This is a genomic window from Mesorhizobium sp. M00.F.Ca.ET.216.01.1.1, from assembly GCF_004010325.2.
GTDB lineage: Bacteria > Pseudomonadota > Alphaproteobacteria > Rhizobiales > Rhizobiaceae > Mesorhizobium.
Genome location: NZ_SADR02000038.1, coordinates 1 through 16,825 on the forward strand (window position 1 = coordinate 1; position 16,825 = coordinate 16,825).

The following is a 16,825-nucleotide window of genomic DNA, read 5'->3' on the forward strand; positions in this document are numbered from 1 at the left end:
AAGCCTTCAAATTCGAGCTGGTCAGAGATACAGTGTGTTTGCATCGGACCCCGTCCTTGGATCTGATAACTCTTTGTTGCAAAAGCAGTTTCTCAGATTCTCGGGGCCGATGCACCCCTCACTTTGATATATTCAGGCTAAAGCCTAGGGCGCCCGATTCTGCGGTCGAACGGGTGATTTCCGGGACAAAGGCATCTCCGGTCAGAACTTGCTCGCCGTCAGGTTCAGCTATCAGTGACTCGAAGCGTTGTCATTCGGTGGGGCATTGAAAACTTGGAGGTTTTCGTCCCCTTCAACGATAAGGTAGCCGGCCAGACACGTTCCGCTCGTGACAGCGCGTGATCGATCATCACCAGCCGTCCTGGAACATGGAGAACGAATTCCACGATATTGGCAGACCCGGCGGCACCAAGATGCTTTGCAGGTTCTCGATCGGCGGGCTTGTTACGGAGCCGAACTGATGTGCGCGGTCGAATACTGCTCCGATCACATGGAAGGATGAAGGGAAATTAGGCCCGCCCACGCCGAAGAAAAGCCGCACGGTCTCGCCCACTTTCGCGCGCATGGGGTAGTGATCGGTCAAGGCCCCAACGTGGCCGTTGAAAACGAAATATTCAGGCCGTCCATTGAGCAGCTTATCCCAGCTCTGAACAAGACCGACCCATCTGTCAGGTACGAAATATCACCTACGTACCGGGTCGCTCAAGGCTCAGCCATCGCGGGTTGCCTGGAAACAGTTTCTACTGGTTGAAGAAGAGCACCGCCGCGATCGCGATTGAGGCGACGATCGCGGATACTGCCCCCGTGCCCTGGAGGACGCCGACGCGATAGAGCAGCAATGCGAAGCCGACGATGATCGGCGTGGTGACGGAAAGGCCAATCTGAGCGCTGCTCATTACTGACTCCATGGGCTGACGGCATTCACCGCGATCCTCCGGATTTTCATGCGCGCTACGTTGCGCAAGCGCAAAGAAGCTGCGCGAGCGCATGCTTAAGAGGCGGCATGGACATGATAGTTTCGACTGCGCAGGACGAAGAAGCTCCTGATGCCGGTGATTTTCTGCTCTGGATATTGGTGTGGAGCGAGCTTGCTGCATTCGGCATCATGCTTGTGGCCTTCACGGTCGCCGGCGTCGTGCAGGCGGACAAGTTCGCCGCAGCGCGGGCGCATCTCGATCCATCGATTGCCGCGTTGAACACGGCGGTTCTCCTCACCAGCGGCTGGCAGGCTGCGCGCGCAGCGCGGCCGGGCGCGACACGAAATAGGTCGCGGAGTGCCCTCATCCTCGCGGCCCTGCTCGGCTTCCTGTTCGTCGCCGTCAAGCTGTTCGAATATAGCGGCGAAATCGGCCACGCCAGCAATGAGGGCTATGGCGCGTTCTTCGAGCTGTACTTCCTCCTCACCGGATTCCATCTGCTGCACGTATTCTTCGGTGCGTTCGTGTTGCTCCTGGTCAGCTGGCGGGTGGAGCGGTCGAACGTGGTTCTCATCACCACGCTCTGGCACGTGTTCGATCTGATCTGGATCGTCATGTTCCCGCTCGTCTACCTGGCGTGACCGGCATGGTCGACAGCACCCCCAAGCAGCTTCTGCGTTCCTGGCTCATGCTTCTTGCACTCACCAGCGCAAGCATCCTGGCGGTGCGCTTCGCTGGCAAGGCTGCGGGGCTGGGGCTCGTCCTGTGTTTCGCCATGTTCAAGGCCCGCTTCGTGGTCCTGCATTTCATGGGCCTGCGGCAAGACATGACGATGCGCCGCGCCCTTATCGGCTGGTGCGCCATCCTTGCCGTTGCGGCGGCTGCGAAGACCATCCTCGCCGCGGCCGCCGGCTGAGCCGTTTGTTTGCCAAATCGCAAAGAACGCTTCTCTCAAACTCTTAGAAGGTCGATCCGGCACGGCATCCGAAGATCGACCGCTGCGCCGGGATGAATCGTTTGGACCATTCCGCTTGTGGGACACTGATTTGGAAAGGATCGGGTGATGGCAGAACGCCTCACAAAAACGGGAGCTCGAAACGTCTTTTATGGCGGCGCGATCTTCTTCTTCGCAATCTTCGTAGGGCTCACGGCCCATAGTCATTTCTACATGCGTACGACCTCGACCGACGAGTCGACGCTGACCGACTCGGTCGCACGTGGCAAACACGTTTGGGAAAAGAACTCCTGCATCAATTGTCACACGATCCTGGGCGAGGGGGCCTATTTCGCGCCTGAGCTCGGCAATGTGTGGAAGCGCTTCGGCGGCGAAACCGATCCCGCAGGCGCCCGCGAAACGTTCAAGGCCTGGATGGCCGCCCAGCCGTCGGGGATCGAGGGGCGTCGCCAGATGCCGCAGTTCAACCTGACCGATCCCGAGCTGAACGACCTCGCCGACTTCCTCGAGTGGACGAGCCGCATCAAGACGCAGAACTGGCCGCCGAATCAGGCTGGCTGAGGTGCCCTAGGAGAGAGACATGAAATACCAAACACAAAAGGTCGCGATGACCTATTTCTACGGTGCGCTCGTCCTGTTCCTCGCGCAGGTCGCCTTCGGCGTGCTGGCCGGCACGATCTATGTCATGCCCAACACGCTGTCCGTGCTTCTGCCATTCAACATCATCAGGATGATCCATACGAACGCTCTGGTGGTGTGGCTGCTGATGGGCTTCATGGGCGCAACCTATTATCTGCTGCCCGAGGAGACCGAGACCGAACTGTTCAGCCCCAAGCTGGCCATCGTCCAGTTCTGGATGTTCTTCATCGCGGCGGGGATAACCGTCGTCGGCTACCTGTTCAGGATCCACGAGGGCCGCGAGTTTCTCGAACAGCCCTTCGCCATCAAGGTGGGCATCGTCGTGGTCGTGCTGATGTTCCTGTTCAACATCACCATGACGGCGCTCAAGGGCCGCAAGACCACGATCACCAACATCCTGCTGTTCGGTCTCTGGGCGCTGGCGATCTTCTTCCTGTTCTCCTTCTATAACCCTTCCAACCTCGCGCTCGACAAGATGTACTGGTGGTACGTCATCCATCTCTGGGTCGAAGGCGTGTGGGAGCTGATCCTGGCGTCGATACTGGCGTTCCTGATGATAAAGCTCAACGGCGTCGACCGCGAAGTGGTCGAGAAGTGGCTCTACGTCATCGTCGGCCTGGCGCTGTTCTCGGGCATCCTCGGCACCGGCCACCACTATTACTGGATCGGCGCGCCCGGCTATTGGCAGTGGATCGGCTCACTGTTCTCGACGCTCGAGGTCGCGCCCTTCTTCTCGATGGTGGTCTTCACCTTCCGCATGACCTGGAAGGCGGGACGCAATCATCCCAACAAGGCGGCGCTCCTGTGGTCCATCGGCTGCTCCGTCATGGCGTTCTTTGGTGCCGGCGTCTGGGGTTTCCTGCACACGCTGTCTTGGGTGAACTACTACACCCACGGCACGCAGGTGACGGCCGCGCACGGACATCTCGCCTTCTTCGGCGCCTATGTGATGCTCAATCTCGCCATGATGGCCTATGCCATTCCCGAGATCCGCGGTCGCGCGCCTTACAACCAGTGGCTCTCGATCGTCAGCTTCTGGGTCATGGTCTCGGCCATGTCGGTCATGACCTTCGCGCTGACATTCGCGGGCATCATCCAGGTGCATCTTCAGCGCGTCATGGGCGAGAGCTACATGGACGTGCAGGATCAGCTGGCTCTCTTCTACTGGGTCCGCCTCGGCTCCGGCGTCTTCGTGGTCATCTCCGCGCTGATGTTCGCCTGGGCCGTGCTGGTGCCAGGACGCGAGCGCAGCGAGAAGCAAGCGCGCGTCCTGCAGCCCGCCGAGTAACCACAAGATGCATGGCCCCGGACAATCCGGGGCCATGCGCTGTTTGTTTTAGCAGCATTTCTGCCACGCCAAGCGATTCCGCTTGGCTGCAAAATGCCCTGATGCCCGACCTTTATGGAGTTCCCCCATGACCATCGCTTTGCCGAATATCCGCCCTGTTCCGGACAAGGCGGCCTACTACAGCCCGTCGGGCAACGAATGCAGCCTGTTCGAACACGCCTGGGCGCGTCGGCTGCCGCTGCTCCTCAAGGGTCCGACGGGCTGCGGCAAGACCCGTTTCGTCAGCTACATGGCCGCGAAGCTCGGCCTGCCGCTTTCGACCGTATCCTGCCATGACGACCTTGCGGCGGCCGATCTCACCGGGCGCTATCTGTTGATGGGCGGCGACACGGTCTGGGTCGACGGACCGCTCACCCGTGCCGTGCGCCAGGGCGGCATCTGCTATCTCGACGAGATCGTCGAGGCGCGCAAGGACGTCGCCGTGGTGTTGCATCCGCTCACCGACGATCGCCGAATCCTGCCCCTCGAGCGCACCGGCGAGCAACTGGTCGCGCCGGCCAGCTTCATGCTCGTCGTGTCCTACAATCCCGGCTACCAGAATCTGCTGAAGAGCCTGAAGCCGAGTACGCGCCAGCGCTTCATCGCCATCGAATTCGACTTCCTGCCCAAGGCCGAGGAGATCGCCGTCGTTTCCGCCGAAAGCGGACTGGCCGAGGGGCGGGCAGCGCCGCTGGTCGAACTGGCGCGGCGCATCCGCGCCCTCAAGGGCCATGACCTCGAGGAGGGCGCATCGACCCGCCTGCTCGTCTATTGCGCAAGCCTCGTCGACGCCGGCGTGCCGATGCGTGACGCCGTGCTCGCCACACTGATCGAGCCGCTGACAGACGAGCCCGACGTGAAAACGGCGCTGGTCGAGCTCGCCGATTCCCTGATCCGCTGAAGCGACCATGCTTGATTTCCTTGAGCTCGAGGAGACGGTCGGTCGGGCCTGGCACCGTCTGATCGGCCATGTGCACACCTGGCCTCGCCACCCCGACCATGCGGTACGGCTGGCGGACGTGCAGCCGGTGCTTGCGATCTGTTTCCGCGGCTTCGGCGGCGAGGGCGCGGTTCAGATCGCCGCGATGCGCGGCAAGACCTCTGGCCATCGGCTCGGCTGGTGGCAGCGGATCGGGCTCGGCGAGGAAAAGCTCTCCCAGCCGGCGCGCGACGGCTCGTCGCTGATGCTGCCGGGTTCGATCGACCTCTTCCCCGACAGGGAGCTCAACCGCGACATGTATGTCTGGCTGGCCGCCTATATGGCGGTGATGCCGCTGCATCCGATCGCAGTGCTCGACCCGCTGCAGCGTGATCTCGCCGCTCTAACGCGCGCCGGCGAAACGGTCGCCCGCGTGCTTGCGAGCTTTCCAGGACTGCAACGGCGCTACCGGAGGCTTGCGGCCGAAATGCTGGCGGCGCGGCGGCGCGGCGCTCTTCCTTCGGTCGAGGCGCAGGTCGAGGGCCGGATCACGAGCCTTCTCAGGAAGGGCGCCCAGGAACCCGACGATGCGCTGCCGGTCATCTTTCCGCATCGCGCCCCGGCGGGCTACCTGCCGATGCTCCCCGTTCCGCTCTGGCCCGACGCCTTGCTGCGTCCGGAGACGGCCCCGCGCCGCGGCGAGGACGAACCGGTAACCGGCAGTCGCGACGTCGCGGACGCCGGAACGGAGCGTCAGCTTGCCGTTCGTGAAAACCAGGAGGACGGCAAAGAGGACCGCAGGCCTTTCATCCTCAACCGCTTCGAAAAGATCCTCGCCATGGCGGAGATGGTCAATGTCGACCGTCCCGCCGACGACAGCGACGACCGTGACACCAAGGCCGCGGAAGATCTCGACGACATGACGCTGGGTGAGCGCAAGGGCAGGCCAGCCTCGCGCTTTCGCTTCGACCTCGACCTGCCCCCGGAGGCGCTGGACCGGACGCCGCTGACGGCTGAACGAACCTATCCGGAATGGGACTTCCGCTCGGGTGCCTATCTTCCGGACCACTGCCGTGTGCTGGCCGCGCCGGCCGCCGAGCTCGGCCCCGCCGCGGCACCGGATGTCGAGACAAAGCGTATGATCCGTCGCGTCCGCCGCCAATTCGAGGTGCTCAGGCCGCGCCATGAGATGCTGCGCGCCCAGCTCGACGGGGCCGATCTCGACCTCGACGCGGTCGTGCGCGCCCGCACCGACCTGGCCGCCGGCGGACAGGGCAGCGACCGCATCCATCTGATGAGCCGGCCGCAGGCGCACGACCTCGCCGTGACCATCCTCGTCGACGTCTCGCTGTCGACCGACGCATGGTTCGATAATCACCGGGTGCTCGATGTCGAGAAGGAGGCGCTCCTGATCCTGGCGAACGGGCTGGCTGCCTGCGGCGACAACCACTCGATCCTGACATTCACGTCGCGGCGGCGCGATTGGGTGCGCATTGAAACGGTCAAGGCTTTCGACGAGCCAATGAGTTTTCTGGTGGAGGCCCGCATCGCAGCCCTGAAGCCGGGCTACTACACGCGTATGGGGGCGGCCATACGTCATGCGACCGCAGAACTTGCGAAGCAGCCCAACCGCAAGAAGCTGCTGCTCGTGCTGACCGACGGAAAGCCCAACGACATCGACCACTATGAAGGCCGGTTCGCGCTCGAAGACAGCCGCCGCGCGGTCATCGAGGCGCGCCGCAACGGTCTCGGGGTCTTCGGCGTGACGGTGGACAGGGAGGCCAAGTCCTATGTGCCGGCGCTGTTCGGGCAGAACGGCTATGCGGTTGTCGGCAATATTGCAAAGCTGCCGCCCGCGCTTCCCGCCATCTACCGCAGCCTTGCGAGTTAGAGAAGGAGGCCGCGGGGCTCAAAAGGTCTGGCGCCACGGTGCCGGACCTTTTGGATCTGTGCGGCCTGCGGATCACGCCGCCTTGCTGTGGGTGCGGTTCGACTGCTCGAGATAGGCATCGAAGGCTGCGGCGACCGCCCTGACGACGAAGCGATGGTCCTGACTGACGCGGACCATGCCGTCGACAATGTCGAGCACGCCGTCGCGCTCGAGTTCTGCCAGCTTGCCATTGCCGCCGAGAAGTCGCGACGGCTCAAAGCCGTGAGCCTTGCAGATCGCCGGAATATCGGCGCTGAAATCGCACATCAGCCGCTCGATGATCTCGGCCCGCACCCTGTCCTCTTCGGTCAGGTGGTAACCCTTGGCCGTCGCCAGCCGTCCGGCGGCGATTTGCTGGGCGTAGAGGCCCGGCGCCACCTCGTTCTGCACATAGCCGTTTTTCATGCGGCCGATTGCCGAAGCGCCGAAGCCTATCAGCGTATCGCAATTGTCCGTGGTGTAGCCTTGGAAGTTGCGTCTCAACCTGCCCGCTTCCTGCGCCCGGACGAGGTCGTCTCCGGGCAGCGCGAAGTGGTCGAGGCCGATCTGCCTGTAGTCTGCCGCGACCAGCGTCTCGGCGATCGCCCTGGCCTGCTCGTTGCGCGCCGCGGCATCGGGCAGGGCGGTTTCGTCGATCATCCGCTGGTGCTTCTTGAAGGTCGGGATGTGGGCGTAACCGAACACGGCAAGACGTTCCGGCAGCATGGCGATCGCCGCATTGGCCGTATCGACACAAGACTGCACCGTCTGGTGCGGCAGGCCATAGATCAGATCGAAATTGATGCCGCCGATGCCGGCGGCGCGAAGGCGGTCGGTGGCTTCCGCCGTCTGCTTCTCGCTCTGGATGCGGTTGATGGCCTTCTGCACCACGGGGTCGAAGCTCTGGACGCCGAGGCTGGCGCGGCTGACACCGGCGGCACCCAACGCACGGGCCATCTCGGCGGTTAGCCCGCGAGGGTCGATCTCGACGGCGATGCCGGTCATGTCGGAGAAAACGAAGTGCTCCCGCATGAGCGCCATGAGCGCAAGGAACTCCGCCGGGGAAATGATCGTCGGCGTGCCGCCGCCGAAATGGACTTCGCCCACGGGCAGCCGGTCGGAAACTCGAGCGGCAACCATGCCGATTTCCTCGCGCAGCACGCCGAGATAGTCGAGGATCGGGTGGTCCTGCCGGGTTGTCGTTGTATGGCAGCCGCAATACCAGCACATCGACCGGCAGAACGGAATGTGCAGGTACAGCGATACCGGATCGCTGGCCGGCAAATTTCCCAGCCAGTCGCCATATGCGCCGGCGCCGACCGCCGCGGAAAAACGTGGCGCCGTAGGGTAGCTCGTATAGCGGGGCAGGCGCGCCTCGCCGTATTTCGCCAGGATTGAAGCCTGCAATGGAGTTCTCCTGCTCGGGGTAGTACTTCGCCACTCCTAGCCGCAAACGATGGCGCGCTTCTTTGACGTATGCCAAATCCGCACCGATTTTTTCGGGTTTGCGAAAAATGTGGACCGACCGCAAAGGGCGGGCACCGACACCGGCAGTTGGCATCCCATACTGCAGCTTGTCTCCTCGAGCCGACAACGCTATTTCTCCATCATGGCAGAAAGAACCAGCTATCTTGCAGACCCGACCGCAGTACTCGCCTTCATCTTTGGCGCGATCGTGATGGTTGCCAGTATCGGCTCGCTGTTGCTGACCCTTTTGGCGATCGCCGGCATTCACGTCATCTGATCATTTTGTTCGAACAGGCGCGCTCATCGACTGGGCGAAGTCCCGTGATCGATCGACAAGGCATCTTCGGGCGCGCCTCATTCTTTCGCCTGGTCAAGGCCGAACGCGTGATGTGCGAGGCGGTATTCGACATACCGTGCGAGATATGGCCGCGACCCGACCAAGTTCGACGGCTCTTCTTGAAAATGAGGGCCTGAACTGCAATCCTGCCGGGCAGGCGGCTTGGATCGATTATCGCTCTGTCCGAGGAGGCATCGACTTGGTCACGCAGTTAACCTCAAGCGAACGCCAATACTCGGCAGTTATCCTTCTCTTGGTCGCGATGATGGGCATGGCGATGGCGGCGCTCGGCAAGTCCGATCCATTCGGTGTGCACGGTGTCATCGTCATGCTGTTCAGCGGCGTCCTGCTCTATCTGGTGCTGTCGGCCTTCTACGCGCCCGAGCCACAGGTGGACCGACAGGCCAGCTACTATGACGATCCGATCAAGGTCGGCATCGTGCTGTCGATGGCCTGGGCCGTTTTCGGAATGTTTATGGGCGTGTGGGTCGCCGCCCAGCTCGCCTGGCCGAATCTTGCCTTCGATGCTGCATGGTCGACCTTCGGACGGATGCGGCCGACCCACACGACCGGCGTGATCTTCGGCTTCGGCGGCAACGCGCTGATCGCCACTTCCTTCCATGTCGTCCAGCGGACTTCGCGCGCTCGACTGGCAGGTCAGATCAGTCCGTGGTTCGTCCTCTTCGGATACAACCTGTTTTGCGTACTGGCGGTCAGCGGTTACTTCATGGGCGTGACGCAGTCGAAGGAGTACGCCGAGCCGGAATGGTACGCCGACCTGTGGCTGGTCGTCGTCTGGGTGACCTATTTTCTGCTCTTTGTCCGCACGCTCGCGCGACGCAAGGAGCCGCATATCTACGTCGCCAATTGGTACTATATGGCCTTCATCGTGGTCGTCGCGGTTCTGCACATCGTCAACAACCTTGCCGTCCCGGTGTCGCTTGGACACGCCAAGAGCTTTACGATCTGGTCAGGCGTGCAGGATGCGATGGTCCAATGGTGGTACGGCCACAACGCCGTCGCTTTCTTCCTCACGGCCGGCTTCCTAGGCATGCTGTATTACTACCTGCCGAAGCGCGCAGGACGGCCGATCTTCTCCTACAGGCTGTCGATTCTCAGCTTCTGGGGCATCACGTTCTTCTACATGTGGGCGGGTTCTCACCACCTCCACTACACGGCCCTGCCGCACTGGGTGCAGAACCTCGGAATGACCTTCTCCGTCATGCTTCTGGTTCCTTCCTGGGCCTCTGCCGGAAACGCGCTGCTTACTCTGAACGGGGCCTGGCACAAGGTCCGCGACGACGCGACGCTGCGCTTCATGATGGTGGCAGCCGTCTTCTACGGCCTTTCAACCTTCGAAGGCTCCTTCCTGGCTATCCGTCCGGTCAATTCGCTTTCGCACTATACCGACTGGACCGTTGGTCATGTGCATGCAGGAGCGCTCGGCTGGGTGGCCCTGATCACCTTCGGCTCGCTCTACACACTCGTACCCGCGCTCTGGAAGCGGGAGCAGATGTACTCTGCCGCGCTCGTCGAGGTTCACTTCTGGCTCGCGCTGGCGGGCACGCTGATCTACGTCTTCGCGATGTGGAACTCCGGCATCATCCAGGGCCTGATGTGGCGCACTTACACGGCGGACGGCTCGCTGGCCTATTCCTTCGTCGATTCGTTGGTGGCGATGTATCCCTACTACATCGCACGTGCCTTCGGCGGTCTTCTGTTCCTGCTCGGCGCGATCGTCGCCTGTTACAACATGTGGATGACAGCAACGGCTGCGCCGTTCATGACCGAAAGACAAACCGAGCTTCCCGATCGAGGGACCGCTTCCGGCGCGGCACCGAGCCCGGCGGAGTGATCTGAAATGCCTGAACTTCCAGAAATGCCGGAACTGTTCCACCGAAAAATCGAACGGACGGCCATCGGCTTCCTGTTGCTCATCATCGCCGCGGCCAGCGTCGGCGGCATAGTCGAAATCTCGCCTCTGTTTACCATTCACGAGACGGTCGAAGACGCACCGGACATGCGTCTCTACACGCCGCTGGAGGCGGCTGGCCGCGACATTTACGTGCGCGAAGGCTGCTATGCCTGCCACAGCCAGATGATCCGCACCTTGAGCGACGAGGTCGACCGCTACGGGCCGTACTCGCTGGCGGTGGAATCGAAATACGACCACCCCATGCTATGGGGATCGAAGCGCACCGGTCCGGACCTGGCGCGCATCGGCGGCAAATATTCCGATATCTGGCATGTGGCCCATCTTTCAAATCCGCGCGAGGTCGTGCCGGAATCAAACATGCCGGCTTATGCATTCCTGGCGCGTACGCCGCTCGACACCGAAGACCTGGGGCTGCATCTGGCGGCTCTTCGGGAGGTCGGCGTGCCCTACACCGACGATATGATCAGCAACGCGGCGAGAGACGCTTATGGACAGGCCACCCCCGACACAGATTTTGCCGCGGGCGTGAGCGAGCGCTACGGCGACAAGACCCAGGTAAGCGCCTTCGACGGCGTAACGACCGAGGTGACCGAGATGGATGCACTGGTTGCCTATCTGCAGGTGCTGGGGCGACTGACGGATGCGGCCTACAAGCAAACCGCGGCGCCTGAAAAGGCACCCAATCCGCAGAACTGACGAAACAGAGAGGAGCGCATCATGGATCTGAACCACGACACGCTCGTCGCCTTTTCGAAGAGCTGGGGGCTGTTCTATCTGATCGCATTCGCTGTCGGCGTTTGCATCTACACGTTCTGGCCATCGAACCAAAAACGATTTCGTGAGGCCAAGAAGGACATTCTCGACCGGGATGATACGCCATGGCGGTAGAGGAACTGGATCCCGTAAGCGGTCGCACGACGACCGGACATGAATGGAACGGCATCAAGGAACTTGACACTCCCATCCCGAGGGGGGTGCTTATGTTCTTGATCGTCACGCACCTCTTCGCCGTGATCTGGTGGTTCGTGATGCCCACATGGCCCCTCGGGACGACTTACACCAAGGGTCTGCTCGACACCGACCAGCGCAAGATTGTCGAGGAGAAGCTCGTTGCAGCGAACGCGGCCAGAGCGCCGTGGGTCGACGCGATCGAAAAATCGAGCTTCGACCAGATCCTGGCAAATCCCCAGCTCATGGAGGTCGTCAGAGAAACAGGCCACCGGCTTTTCGGCGACAACTGCGCGGCCTGCCACGGCCGCGACGGCAAGGGTGGCAAAAATTATCCCGACCTGACGGACCACGACTGGATCTGGGGTGGCGGGCCGGAGACGATCGCGGCGACGATGCGTATAGGCGTCAACTCCAGCAACCCAGAAAGCCGGGTATCGCAGATGCCTTCCTTTGGACGCGGCCAGATGCTGGATCCTGTACAGGTCAGGAACGTGGCGTTCTACGTCCACTCCCTCAGCAACGCGTCGGATTCCACGCCTGACAATGTAGCCACGATCGAGGCGGGCCGACAGGTCTTCCTAACGACCTGCGCCGCCTGCCATGGCGAAGATGCCAAAGGCAAAATGGACATGGGAGCGCCAAATCTGACCGACCAGTACTGGATCTACGGCGGCGATCTGGAAACGATCGTCACGACTGTCCATGGCGGCCGCCAGGGACACATGCCTACATGGGACGAGCGCTTGACCCCGGCCGAGATCAAGATTCTTGCGCTCTATGTCTATCAGCTCGGCGTCGAGAACCCGTGACGGGATGAACATGAAGGGACCATCTGGACAGAAGCGTTCACGCGTTCCGCCGCTGGTATGGCTGCTGATCCCGGCCGCAGCGCTGCTTTTTTGTGGGGCCAACGCGCACTTGATCTACGTGGCATTCGCGTCGCAGCCGGAATGCGTGAGCCATCTGAAAGCGCCAGACCCGGGAACAGGCCGATTCAGGGCGGCAAGTTCTGACTGCTAAACAGCAACGGACGCAATCGTGAGGTAGGAAAATGAGCGATGCCAACAAGCCCTACGGATTGCTGAACCAATTGTCAGGCATTGAGGAGACTCGCAATCCCGAGCGTCAGCGTCACTTGCCGGCGAGCGCGGCCTTCGCCTGGCTCGCAGCAGGCTGGCGCGACTTGGTGGTCGCCCCCAGCCTCAGCCTCGCCTATGGTCTTTTGGTCTTCATCGTTTCCATCATTTTCGTCTGGACAATGTTCACTCTTGGATGGGACTATATTCTATTCCCGGCCCTTGCGGGCTTCATGATCGTCGCACCAGCTTTTGCGGTCGGGCTCTACGAGAAGAGCCGGGCCATCGAAGACGGCGAGCCGCCGACGCTGGGCAGGATGCTGCGCGTCAAGCCCCGTGCCGGCGCCCAGATATTCTTCACCGGAGTTCTCCTTTGCCTGCTGATGCTGTTGTGGATGCGCGCGGCAGTGTTGCTCTATGCGCTGTTCTTCGGTGTTCGGCCATTTCCCGGACTGGACCATATAGTGGGGATGCTTTTCACGACGCCGATGGGCCTCGCCATGCTTGCCGTCGGAACGCTCGTCGGCGGACTGTTCGCTGCCTTCGGCTTTGCGATCAGCGTTTTTTCCATTCCCATGCTGCTCGACCAGCGCTCCGATGCGCTGACGGCGATGGCGTCCAGCATGGCCATGGTGTGGAACAATCTCCGACCAATGATCGTGTGGGGAGCCATTGTGCTTGCCCTGTTCGTGCTGAGCGTGGCAACTGCCCTGGTCGGACTGATCGTCATCTTCCCGCTGCTTGGCCATGCCACCTGGCATGCCTACAGGGCTATACGGTGAAGGTGGCCTGAGCGATGTCCTGCTGCTCGCCCGCCGGCGCCAGGCTCGAAATCGAAGTGTCGCGCTCGGTCGCACTGGAGGAAATTATCCTCGCCAGTCGCGATCTCGGCGACGGCACGCGTCAGACGGACCTTTCGGTGCCGGGCATGCACTGTGGCGCTTGCATTGCGGCCGTCGAAAAGACGCTGTCAGCGCTCGGTGGCGTGGCGAACGCGCGCGTCAACCTGTCCACAAGGCGGGTCGCCGTCCGGTGGCGCACGGTCGACGGCACCGCTCCGGACCTGATCGGCACGCTGGAAAAGATCGGCTACCCGGCGCATCTGTTTTCTTTCGAGGCAGACGCAAAGGACCCGGAACTGTCGCGCCTGCTCAAGGCCCTGGCCGTGGCGGGCTTCTGCGCCATGAACATCATGCTGCTGTCGGTGTCCGTCTGGTCCGGCGCCAGCGGGCAGACGCGGCAGGCGTTCCATCTCGTCTCGGCCGCCCTGGCGCTTCCCGCCATCCTCTATTCCGGCCGCATCTTCTATTTCTCGGCCTGGTCGGCGCTGCGCCACTTCCGCACGAACATGGACGTGCCGATCTCGGTCGGCGTGACGCTCGCCTTCGGGCTTAGTCTCTACGATACCGTCCACGGCGCGACGTACGCTTATTTCGACGCTGCAACGTCCCTCCTGTTCTTCCTGCTGGCTGGACGCACATTGGATCATATGATGCGCGAGAAGGCGCGATCCGCAGTCGCCGGACTGGCGCGGCTGGCGCCCGTCGGCGCCACGATCGTCGAGACCGACGGCACGAGGCGCTACGTCCCGACGGCGATGATCGAGCCGGGTACGACCCTGTTCATCGCTCCCGGTGACCGCATTGCGGTCGACGGTGTCGTGGAAACCGGAAGCTCCGATCTCGACTGCTCTCTGGTTTCGGGCGAAAGCGCGCCCAGTCCGGCGTCGCCCGGAACAGCGGTTCGGGCCGGCCTGATGAACCTCACGGGCCCGCTTACGATGAGGGCTACGGCGCGGGCGGAAGACTCTTTCCTGGCCGAAATGGTCCGGATGATGGAAGCTGCCGAAGGCGGACGGGCACGTTACCGCCGGCTGGCGGACCGTGCTGCTGCGCTCTATTCGCCTGTCGTCCACACGATCGCCCTGCTGTCTTTGGCCGCCTGGCTTTTCGCCACCGGCGACTGGCATCGCTCCATAGCCGTCGCCATCTCTGTCCTCATCATAACCTGCCCCTGTGCCCTCGGTCTCGCCGTTCCCATCGTTCAGGTCGTGGCGGCGCGGCGCCTGTTCGAGCGGGGCATCATGGTGAAGGATGGTTCCGCCCTCGAGCGTCTTGCCGAGGCTGAAATCGTCCTGTTCGACAAGACCGGAGTGCTCACTCTCGGAAAGCCGGTCCTGGCCAATGCAGACGAGATCGCACCGGCTGCTCTTGGCATTGCTGCCGCGATCGCAGCCGGGTCCCGACACCCATCCGCCTCGGCGATAGCGGCTGCCGGAGCGGGGCGGCTGGCGCCGCCTTTTGCCTTCGAAGTGAAGGAAATTCCAGGCCTCGGCCTGGAAGCCCGCGCAGAAGGCGTCGTTTACCGTCTTGGTCGCCATGATTGGGCGACAGACAGCAGCGTGCAACACGAACAATACCCAGAGACGTCCGTTGCGGTGCTGACAAAAGACAGGGAGTGGCTGGCGACGTTCTTGATCGAGGACGGTGTCCGCCCCGGTGCTGATCAGGCAGTCCGCGATCTCAAAAGTGCCGGATTGCAAGTGGGTATCGTTTCTGGCGACCGGCGGCAGCTGGTACAGGCGCTGGCGAGACGGTTTGACATCGATCAAGTCGAAGCCGAATCGCTTCCGGCCGGAAAACTTGCCCGCATAGAGCAACTAACCAGTTGCGGTGGCAAGGTCCTCATGGTCGGAGACGGACTGAACGACGGGCCAGCGCTGGCCGCCGCCCACGTCTCCATGGCGCCAAGCACGGCCGTCGATATTGGCCGAAACGCTGCGGACTTCGTCTTCCTTGCCGAGGGCCTTTCGGCCGTGACCCAAGCACTCGACATCTCAAGGAGGGCGGGGAGATTGGTTCGGCAGAACTTTGGGCTTTCCATCGCCTATAACGCCTTGGCGGTGCCCATAGCCGTAGCAGGCTACGTGACCCCGCTTTTGGCGGCGCTCGCGATGTCGCTGTCGTCGCTACTGGTGGTCGCGAATGCCATGCGGCTGCGGCCCGCTGTTCAAACCGCGCCCGCAAAGGGCCCTTATGCCTCGGGTTCAACGCACGCGGTTGCTGGCATGCACTGATGAATTATCTCGTCGTCCTCGTCCCGGTCGCGATCCTGCTAGGTCTAGCGGGGCTTGCAGCCTTCCTGTGGTCGCTGCGCGCTGGCCAGTACGAAGATTTGGACGGCGCGGCGGAGCGAATCCTCCATGACGACGAGGACAAGCCATAGGCCGTTGGTCGGCGATCAGCGCGAACCCGAGACCCTGAGGCTTCCCTGACTGAAAGTCAGAAATGCGCCCAATGGCGGTCATTGGGACCGCTTTCGCGGATTCCTGAAAGGCGACGCAACAGGATCCGCCACTAAGGTCGTACTCGCGGACTTTGCCGACCTGCCTCAGAAGCTATATGGAAGTCGCATCCTTGAGCACAGCGGCGTCGCAGTGTTGTCCGGCGGTCAATCATTGCTCGGCCGCCAGCGTCATCTCGAGGTAGTCGCTGAAGGCGCGTGCCTTTTGCGAGGGGCGCCGTCCGGCCGGGAACACGACGTAAGCGGCTACGGGGTCGAGGCGGTAGTCCGCCAGGAGTTCCACCAATGCACCGGAGGCGAGTTCGTCAGCGCACATCCATGTCGAGGCGATCGCGATGCCCAGGCCCGCGCTCGCGCAGGCGAGGACACCTACTGTCGAGCGGGTCCGCACGCGGGGGCTGACGGGTTGAATTTCGGCGATGCCGTCCCGATGCGCCGTCCAGTTCTGTTCGTTCCTATCGCTCGGCCCACTGATGAGATGGTGCCGGCCGAGTTCGGCAAGGGTCTTCGGAGTACCGCGGCCGGCGAGGTAGGTGGGCGAGGCGACGAACAGGCGGCGGTTGGTGGCGAGCTTGCGGGTCACGAAGCTCGAGTCCGGCTGTTCCCCGAGGCGGAGGGCCATGTCGGCGCCTTCTGCGATGAGGTTCTCATAAAGGTCGGACATCATGAGATCGATCTTGAGCAGGGGATGGTTGTCAAGGAAGGCCGGCAGCCGCGGCACGATCTGCCGCGCTCCGAAACCTTGCGACAGCGCCACGCGCAGTGTGCCGGACAGCCTGTCGGCGCCGCGTGCAGCGCTTTCCGCCTCCTCAACCCCGGCAAGCGCGTCGCGGGCGCGAGGCAACAGAGCCTCACCTGCGTCGGTAAGCGAGAGCTGGCGTGTGGTCCGGGTAAGCAACTTGACGCCCAGCCGCTCTTCGAGTGCGGCGACCGTCCGGGACACCGAGGGTTGCGACAGCCCGAACTCCCGGGCCACCTTCGAGAAGCTACCGGTCTCGACAGTGCGGACGAAGATCGCGAGTTGCTGCAGCCGATCACTCATGCAATGAATGTATATATCATATGAGATCGGCACCTCTACTCCCTCTT

19 protein-coding genes are annotated in these 16,825 nt (G+C 62.4%); 15 read left to right on the plus strand and 4 right to left on the minus strand.

The features are described from left to right. Positions 1-349: 349 nt before the first annotated feature. Together EN859_RS31985 and EN859_RS38390 are read right to left on the minus strand one after the other, a co-directional pair. A complete protein-coding gene (locus EN859_RS31985) occupies positions 350-583 on the minus strand; it encodes a hypothetical protein (RefSeq protein ID WP_127856666.1) in 234 nt (77 codons plus the stop codon). 157 nt (positions 584-740) lie between these two features. Beyond that, positions 741-896 (minus strand): hypothetical protein, encoded by a 156-nt coding sequence (locus EN859_RS38390; protein WP_189502372.1) that lies wholly within the window; start codon positions 894-896, stop codon positions 741-743. 113 nt (positions 897-1,009) lie between these two features. On the opposite strand from EN859_RS38390, the gene EN859_RS31990 reads away from it, so the two are divergent. The 6 genes from EN859_RS31990 to EN859_RS32015 all read left to right on the plus strand — a co-directional run bounded on the left by EN859_RS31990 (position 1,010) and on the right by EN859_RS32015 (position 6,648). Continuing rightward, positions 1,010-1,558, plus strand: a complete 549-nt coding sequence (locus EN859_RS31990) for a cytochrome c oxidase subunit 3 (RefSeq protein ID WP_127856665.1) — start codon at positions 1,010-1,012, stop codon at positions 1,556-1,558. Positions 1,559-1,563: 5 nt separating this feature from the next. Further along, entirely contained in the window at positions 1,564-1,833 is a 270-nt protein-coding gene (locus EN859_RS31995; RefSeq protein WP_127856664.1) for a cytochrome C oxidase subunit IV family protein, read from the plus strand. Positions 1,834-1,980: 147 nt separating this feature from the next. Beyond that, positions 1,981-2,433 (plus strand): cytochrome c, encoded by a 453-nt coding sequence (locus EN859_RS32000; RefSeq protein ID WP_127856663.1) that lies wholly within the window; start codon positions 1,981-1,983, stop codon positions 2,431-2,433. A gap of 19 nt (positions 2,434-2,452) precedes the next feature. Next, a complete protein-coding gene (locus EN859_RS32005) occupies positions 2,453-3,799 on the plus strand; it encodes a cbb3-type cytochrome c oxidase subunit I (RefSeq protein WP_127856662.1) in 1,347 nt (448 codons plus the stop codon). A 127-nt stretch (positions 3,800-3,926) separates the two neighbouring features. Next, a complete protein-coding gene (locus EN859_RS32010; protein WP_127856661.1) occupies positions 3,927-4,739 on the plus strand; it encodes a CbbQ/NirQ/NorQ/GpvN family protein in 813 nt (270 codons plus the stop codon). A gap of 7 nt (positions 4,740-4,746) precedes the next feature. Further along, a complete protein-coding gene (locus EN859_RS32015) occupies positions 4,747-6,648 on the plus strand; it encodes a nitric oxide reductase activation protein NorD (RefSeq protein ID WP_127856660.1) in 1,902 nt (633 codons plus the stop codon). 72 nt (positions 6,649-6,720) lie between these two features. On the opposite strand, the gene hemN is transcribed toward EN859_RS32015, so the two are convergent. Beyond that, complete coding sequence (hemN, locus tag EN859_RS32020) at positions 6,721-8,073, minus strand: oxygen-independent coproporphyrinogen III oxidase (protein WP_127856659.1); 1,353 nt, start codon at positions 8,071-8,073, stop codon at positions 6,721-6,723. 49 nt (positions 8,074-8,122) lie between these two features. Between hemN and EN859_RS32025 the strand changes: the two genes are divergently transcribed. The 9 genes from EN859_RS32025 to ccoS all read left to right on the plus strand — a co-directional run bounded on the left by EN859_RS32025 (position 8,123) and on the right by ccoS (position 15,658). Beyond that, a complete protein-coding gene (locus EN859_RS32025) occupies positions 8,123-8,410 on the plus strand; it encodes a hypothetical protein (RefSeq protein ID WP_127856658.1) in 288 nt (95 codons plus the stop codon). A gap of 322 nt (positions 8,411-8,732) precedes the next feature. Further along, positions 8,733-10,325 carry a cytochrome-c oxidase, cbb3-type subunit I gene (ccoN, locus tag EN859_RS32030; protein ID WP_245525815.1) on the plus strand — a complete coding sequence of 531 codons (1,593 nt, stop codon included), beginning with the start codon at positions 8,733-8,735 and terminating at the stop codon, positions 10,323-10,325. A gap of 24 nt (positions 10,326-10,349) precedes the next feature. Beyond that, a complete protein-coding gene (gene ccoO / locus EN859_RS32035) occupies positions 10,350-11,102 on the plus strand; it encodes a cytochrome-c oxidase, cbb3-type subunit II (protein WP_127856669.1) in 753 nt (250 codons plus the stop codon). A 21-nt stretch (positions 11,103-11,123) separates the two neighbouring features. Beyond that, on the plus strand, positions 11,124-11,294 hold the full coding sequence (locus EN859_RS32040) for a cbb3-type cytochrome c oxidase subunit 3 (RefSeq protein ID WP_127856656.1): 171 nt from the start codon (positions 11,124-11,126) through the stop codon (positions 11,292-11,294). Continuing rightward, positions 11,285-12,166, plus strand: a complete 882-nt coding sequence (ccoP, locus tag EN859_RS32045; RefSeq protein WP_127856655.1) for a cytochrome-c oxidase, cbb3-type subunit III — start codon at positions 11,285-11,287, stop codon at positions 12,164-12,166. The genes EN859_RS32040 and ccoP overlap by 10 nt, the downstream gene beginning before the upstream one ends. 10 nt (positions 12,167-12,176) lie before the next feature. After that, entirely contained in the window at positions 12,177-12,377 is a 201-nt protein-coding gene (locus EN859_RS39810; protein ID WP_127856654.1) for a hypothetical protein, read from the plus strand. A gap of 31 nt (positions 12,378-12,408) precedes the next feature. Next, on the plus strand, positions 12,409-13,215 hold the full coding sequence (locus EN859_RS32055) for a DUF2189 domain-containing protein (protein ID WP_127856653.1): 807 nt from the start codon (positions 12,409-12,411) through the stop codon (positions 13,213-13,215). Positions 13,216-13,229: 14 nt separating this feature from the next. Beyond that, complete coding sequence (locus EN859_RS32060) at positions 13,230-15,509, plus strand: heavy metal translocating P-type ATPase (RefSeq protein ID WP_127856652.1); 2,280 nt, start codon at positions 13,230-13,232, stop codon at positions 15,507-15,509. Further along, positions 15,509-15,658 carry a cbb3-type cytochrome oxidase assembly protein CcoS gene (ccoS, locus tag EN859_RS32065; protein WP_127856651.1) on the plus strand — a complete coding sequence of 50 codons (150 nt, stop codon included), beginning with the start codon at positions 15,509-15,511 and terminating at the stop codon, positions 15,656-15,658. The genes EN859_RS32060 and ccoS overlap by 1 nt, the downstream gene beginning before the upstream one ends. Before the next feature lie 229 nt (positions 15,659-15,887). On the opposite strand, the gene EN859_RS32070 is transcribed toward ccoS, so the two are convergent. After that, positions 15,888-16,778, minus strand: coding sequence for a LysR family transcriptional regulator (locus tag EN859_RS32070; RefSeq protein ID WP_127856650.1), 891 nt, complete (start codon positions 16,776-16,778; stop codon positions 15,888-15,890). Positions 16,779-16,825: the final 47 nt, after the last annotated feature.

What these genes read in the sequence shown, in the direction of transcription:
- EN859_RS38390 (WP_189502372.1), bottom strand. Translation starts at nt 896, where the DNA reads ATGAGCAGCGCTCAGATTGGCCTTTCCGTCACCACGCCGATCATCGTC.
- EN859_RS31990 (WP_127856665.1), top strand. Translation starts at nt 1,010, where the DNA reads ATGATAGTTTCGACTGCGCAGGACGAAGAAGCTCCTGATGCCGGTGAT.
- EN859_RS31995 (WP_127856664.1), top strand. Translation starts at nt 1,564, where the DNA reads ATGGTCGACAGCACCCCCAAGCAGCTTCTGCGTTCCTGGCTCATGCTT.
- EN859_RS32000 (WP_127856663.1), top strand. Translation starts at nt 1,981, where the DNA reads ATGGCAGAACGCCTCACAAAAACGGGAGCTCGAAACGTCTTTTATGGC.
- EN859_RS32005 (WP_127856662.1), top strand. Translation starts at nt 2,453, where the DNA reads ATGAAATACCAAACACAAAAGGTCGCGATGACCTATTTCTACGGTGCG.
- EN859_RS32010 (WP_127856661.1), top strand. Translation starts at nt 3,927, where the DNA reads ATGACCATCGCTTTGCCGAATATCCGCCCTGTTCCGGACAAGGCGGCC.
- EN859_RS32015 (WP_127856660.1), top strand. Translation starts at nt 4,747, where the DNA reads ATGCTTGATTTCCTTGAGCTCGAGGAGACGGTCGGTCGGGCCTGGCAC.
- EN859_RS32025 (WP_127856658.1), top strand. Translation starts at nt 8,123, where the DNA reads ATGGCGCGCTTCTTTGACGTATGCCAAATCCGCACCGATTTTTTCGGG.
- ccoN (WP_245525815.1), top strand. Translation starts at nt 8,733, where the DNA reads ATGATGGGCATGGCGATGGCGGCGCTCGGCAAGTCCGATCCATTCGGT.
- ccoO (WP_127856669.1), top strand. Translation starts at nt 10,350, where the DNA reads ATGCCGGAACTGTTCCACCGAAAAATCGAACGGACGGCCATCGGCTTC.
- EN859_RS32040 (WP_127856656.1), top strand. Translation starts at nt 11,124, where the DNA reads ATGGATCTGAACCACGACACGCTCGTCGCCTTTTCGAAGAGCTGGGGG.
- ccoP (WP_127856655.1), top strand. Translation starts at nt 11,285, where the DNA reads ATGGCGGTAGAGGAACTGGATCCCGTAAGCGGTCGCACGACGACCGGA.
- EN859_RS39810 (WP_127856654.1), top strand. Translation starts at nt 12,177, where the DNA reads ATGAAGGGACCATCTGGACAGAAGCGTTCACGCGTTCCGCCGCTGGTA.
- EN859_RS32055 (WP_127856653.1), top strand. Translation starts at nt 12,409, where the DNA reads ATGAGCGATGCCAACAAGCCCTACGGATTGCTGAACCAATTGTCAGGC.
- EN859_RS32060 (WP_127856652.1), top strand. Translation starts at nt 13,230, where the DNA reads ATGTCCTGCTGCTCGCCCGCCGGCGCCAGGCTCGAAATCGAAGTGTCG.
- ccoS (WP_127856651.1), top strand. Translation starts at nt 15,509, where the DNA reads ATGAATTATCTCGTCGTCCTCGTCCCGGTCGCGATCCTGCTAGGTCTA.
- EN859_RS32070 (WP_127856650.1), bottom strand. Translation starts at nt 16,778, where the DNA reads ATGAGTGATCGGCTGCAGCAACTCGCGATCTTCGTCCGCACTGTCGAG.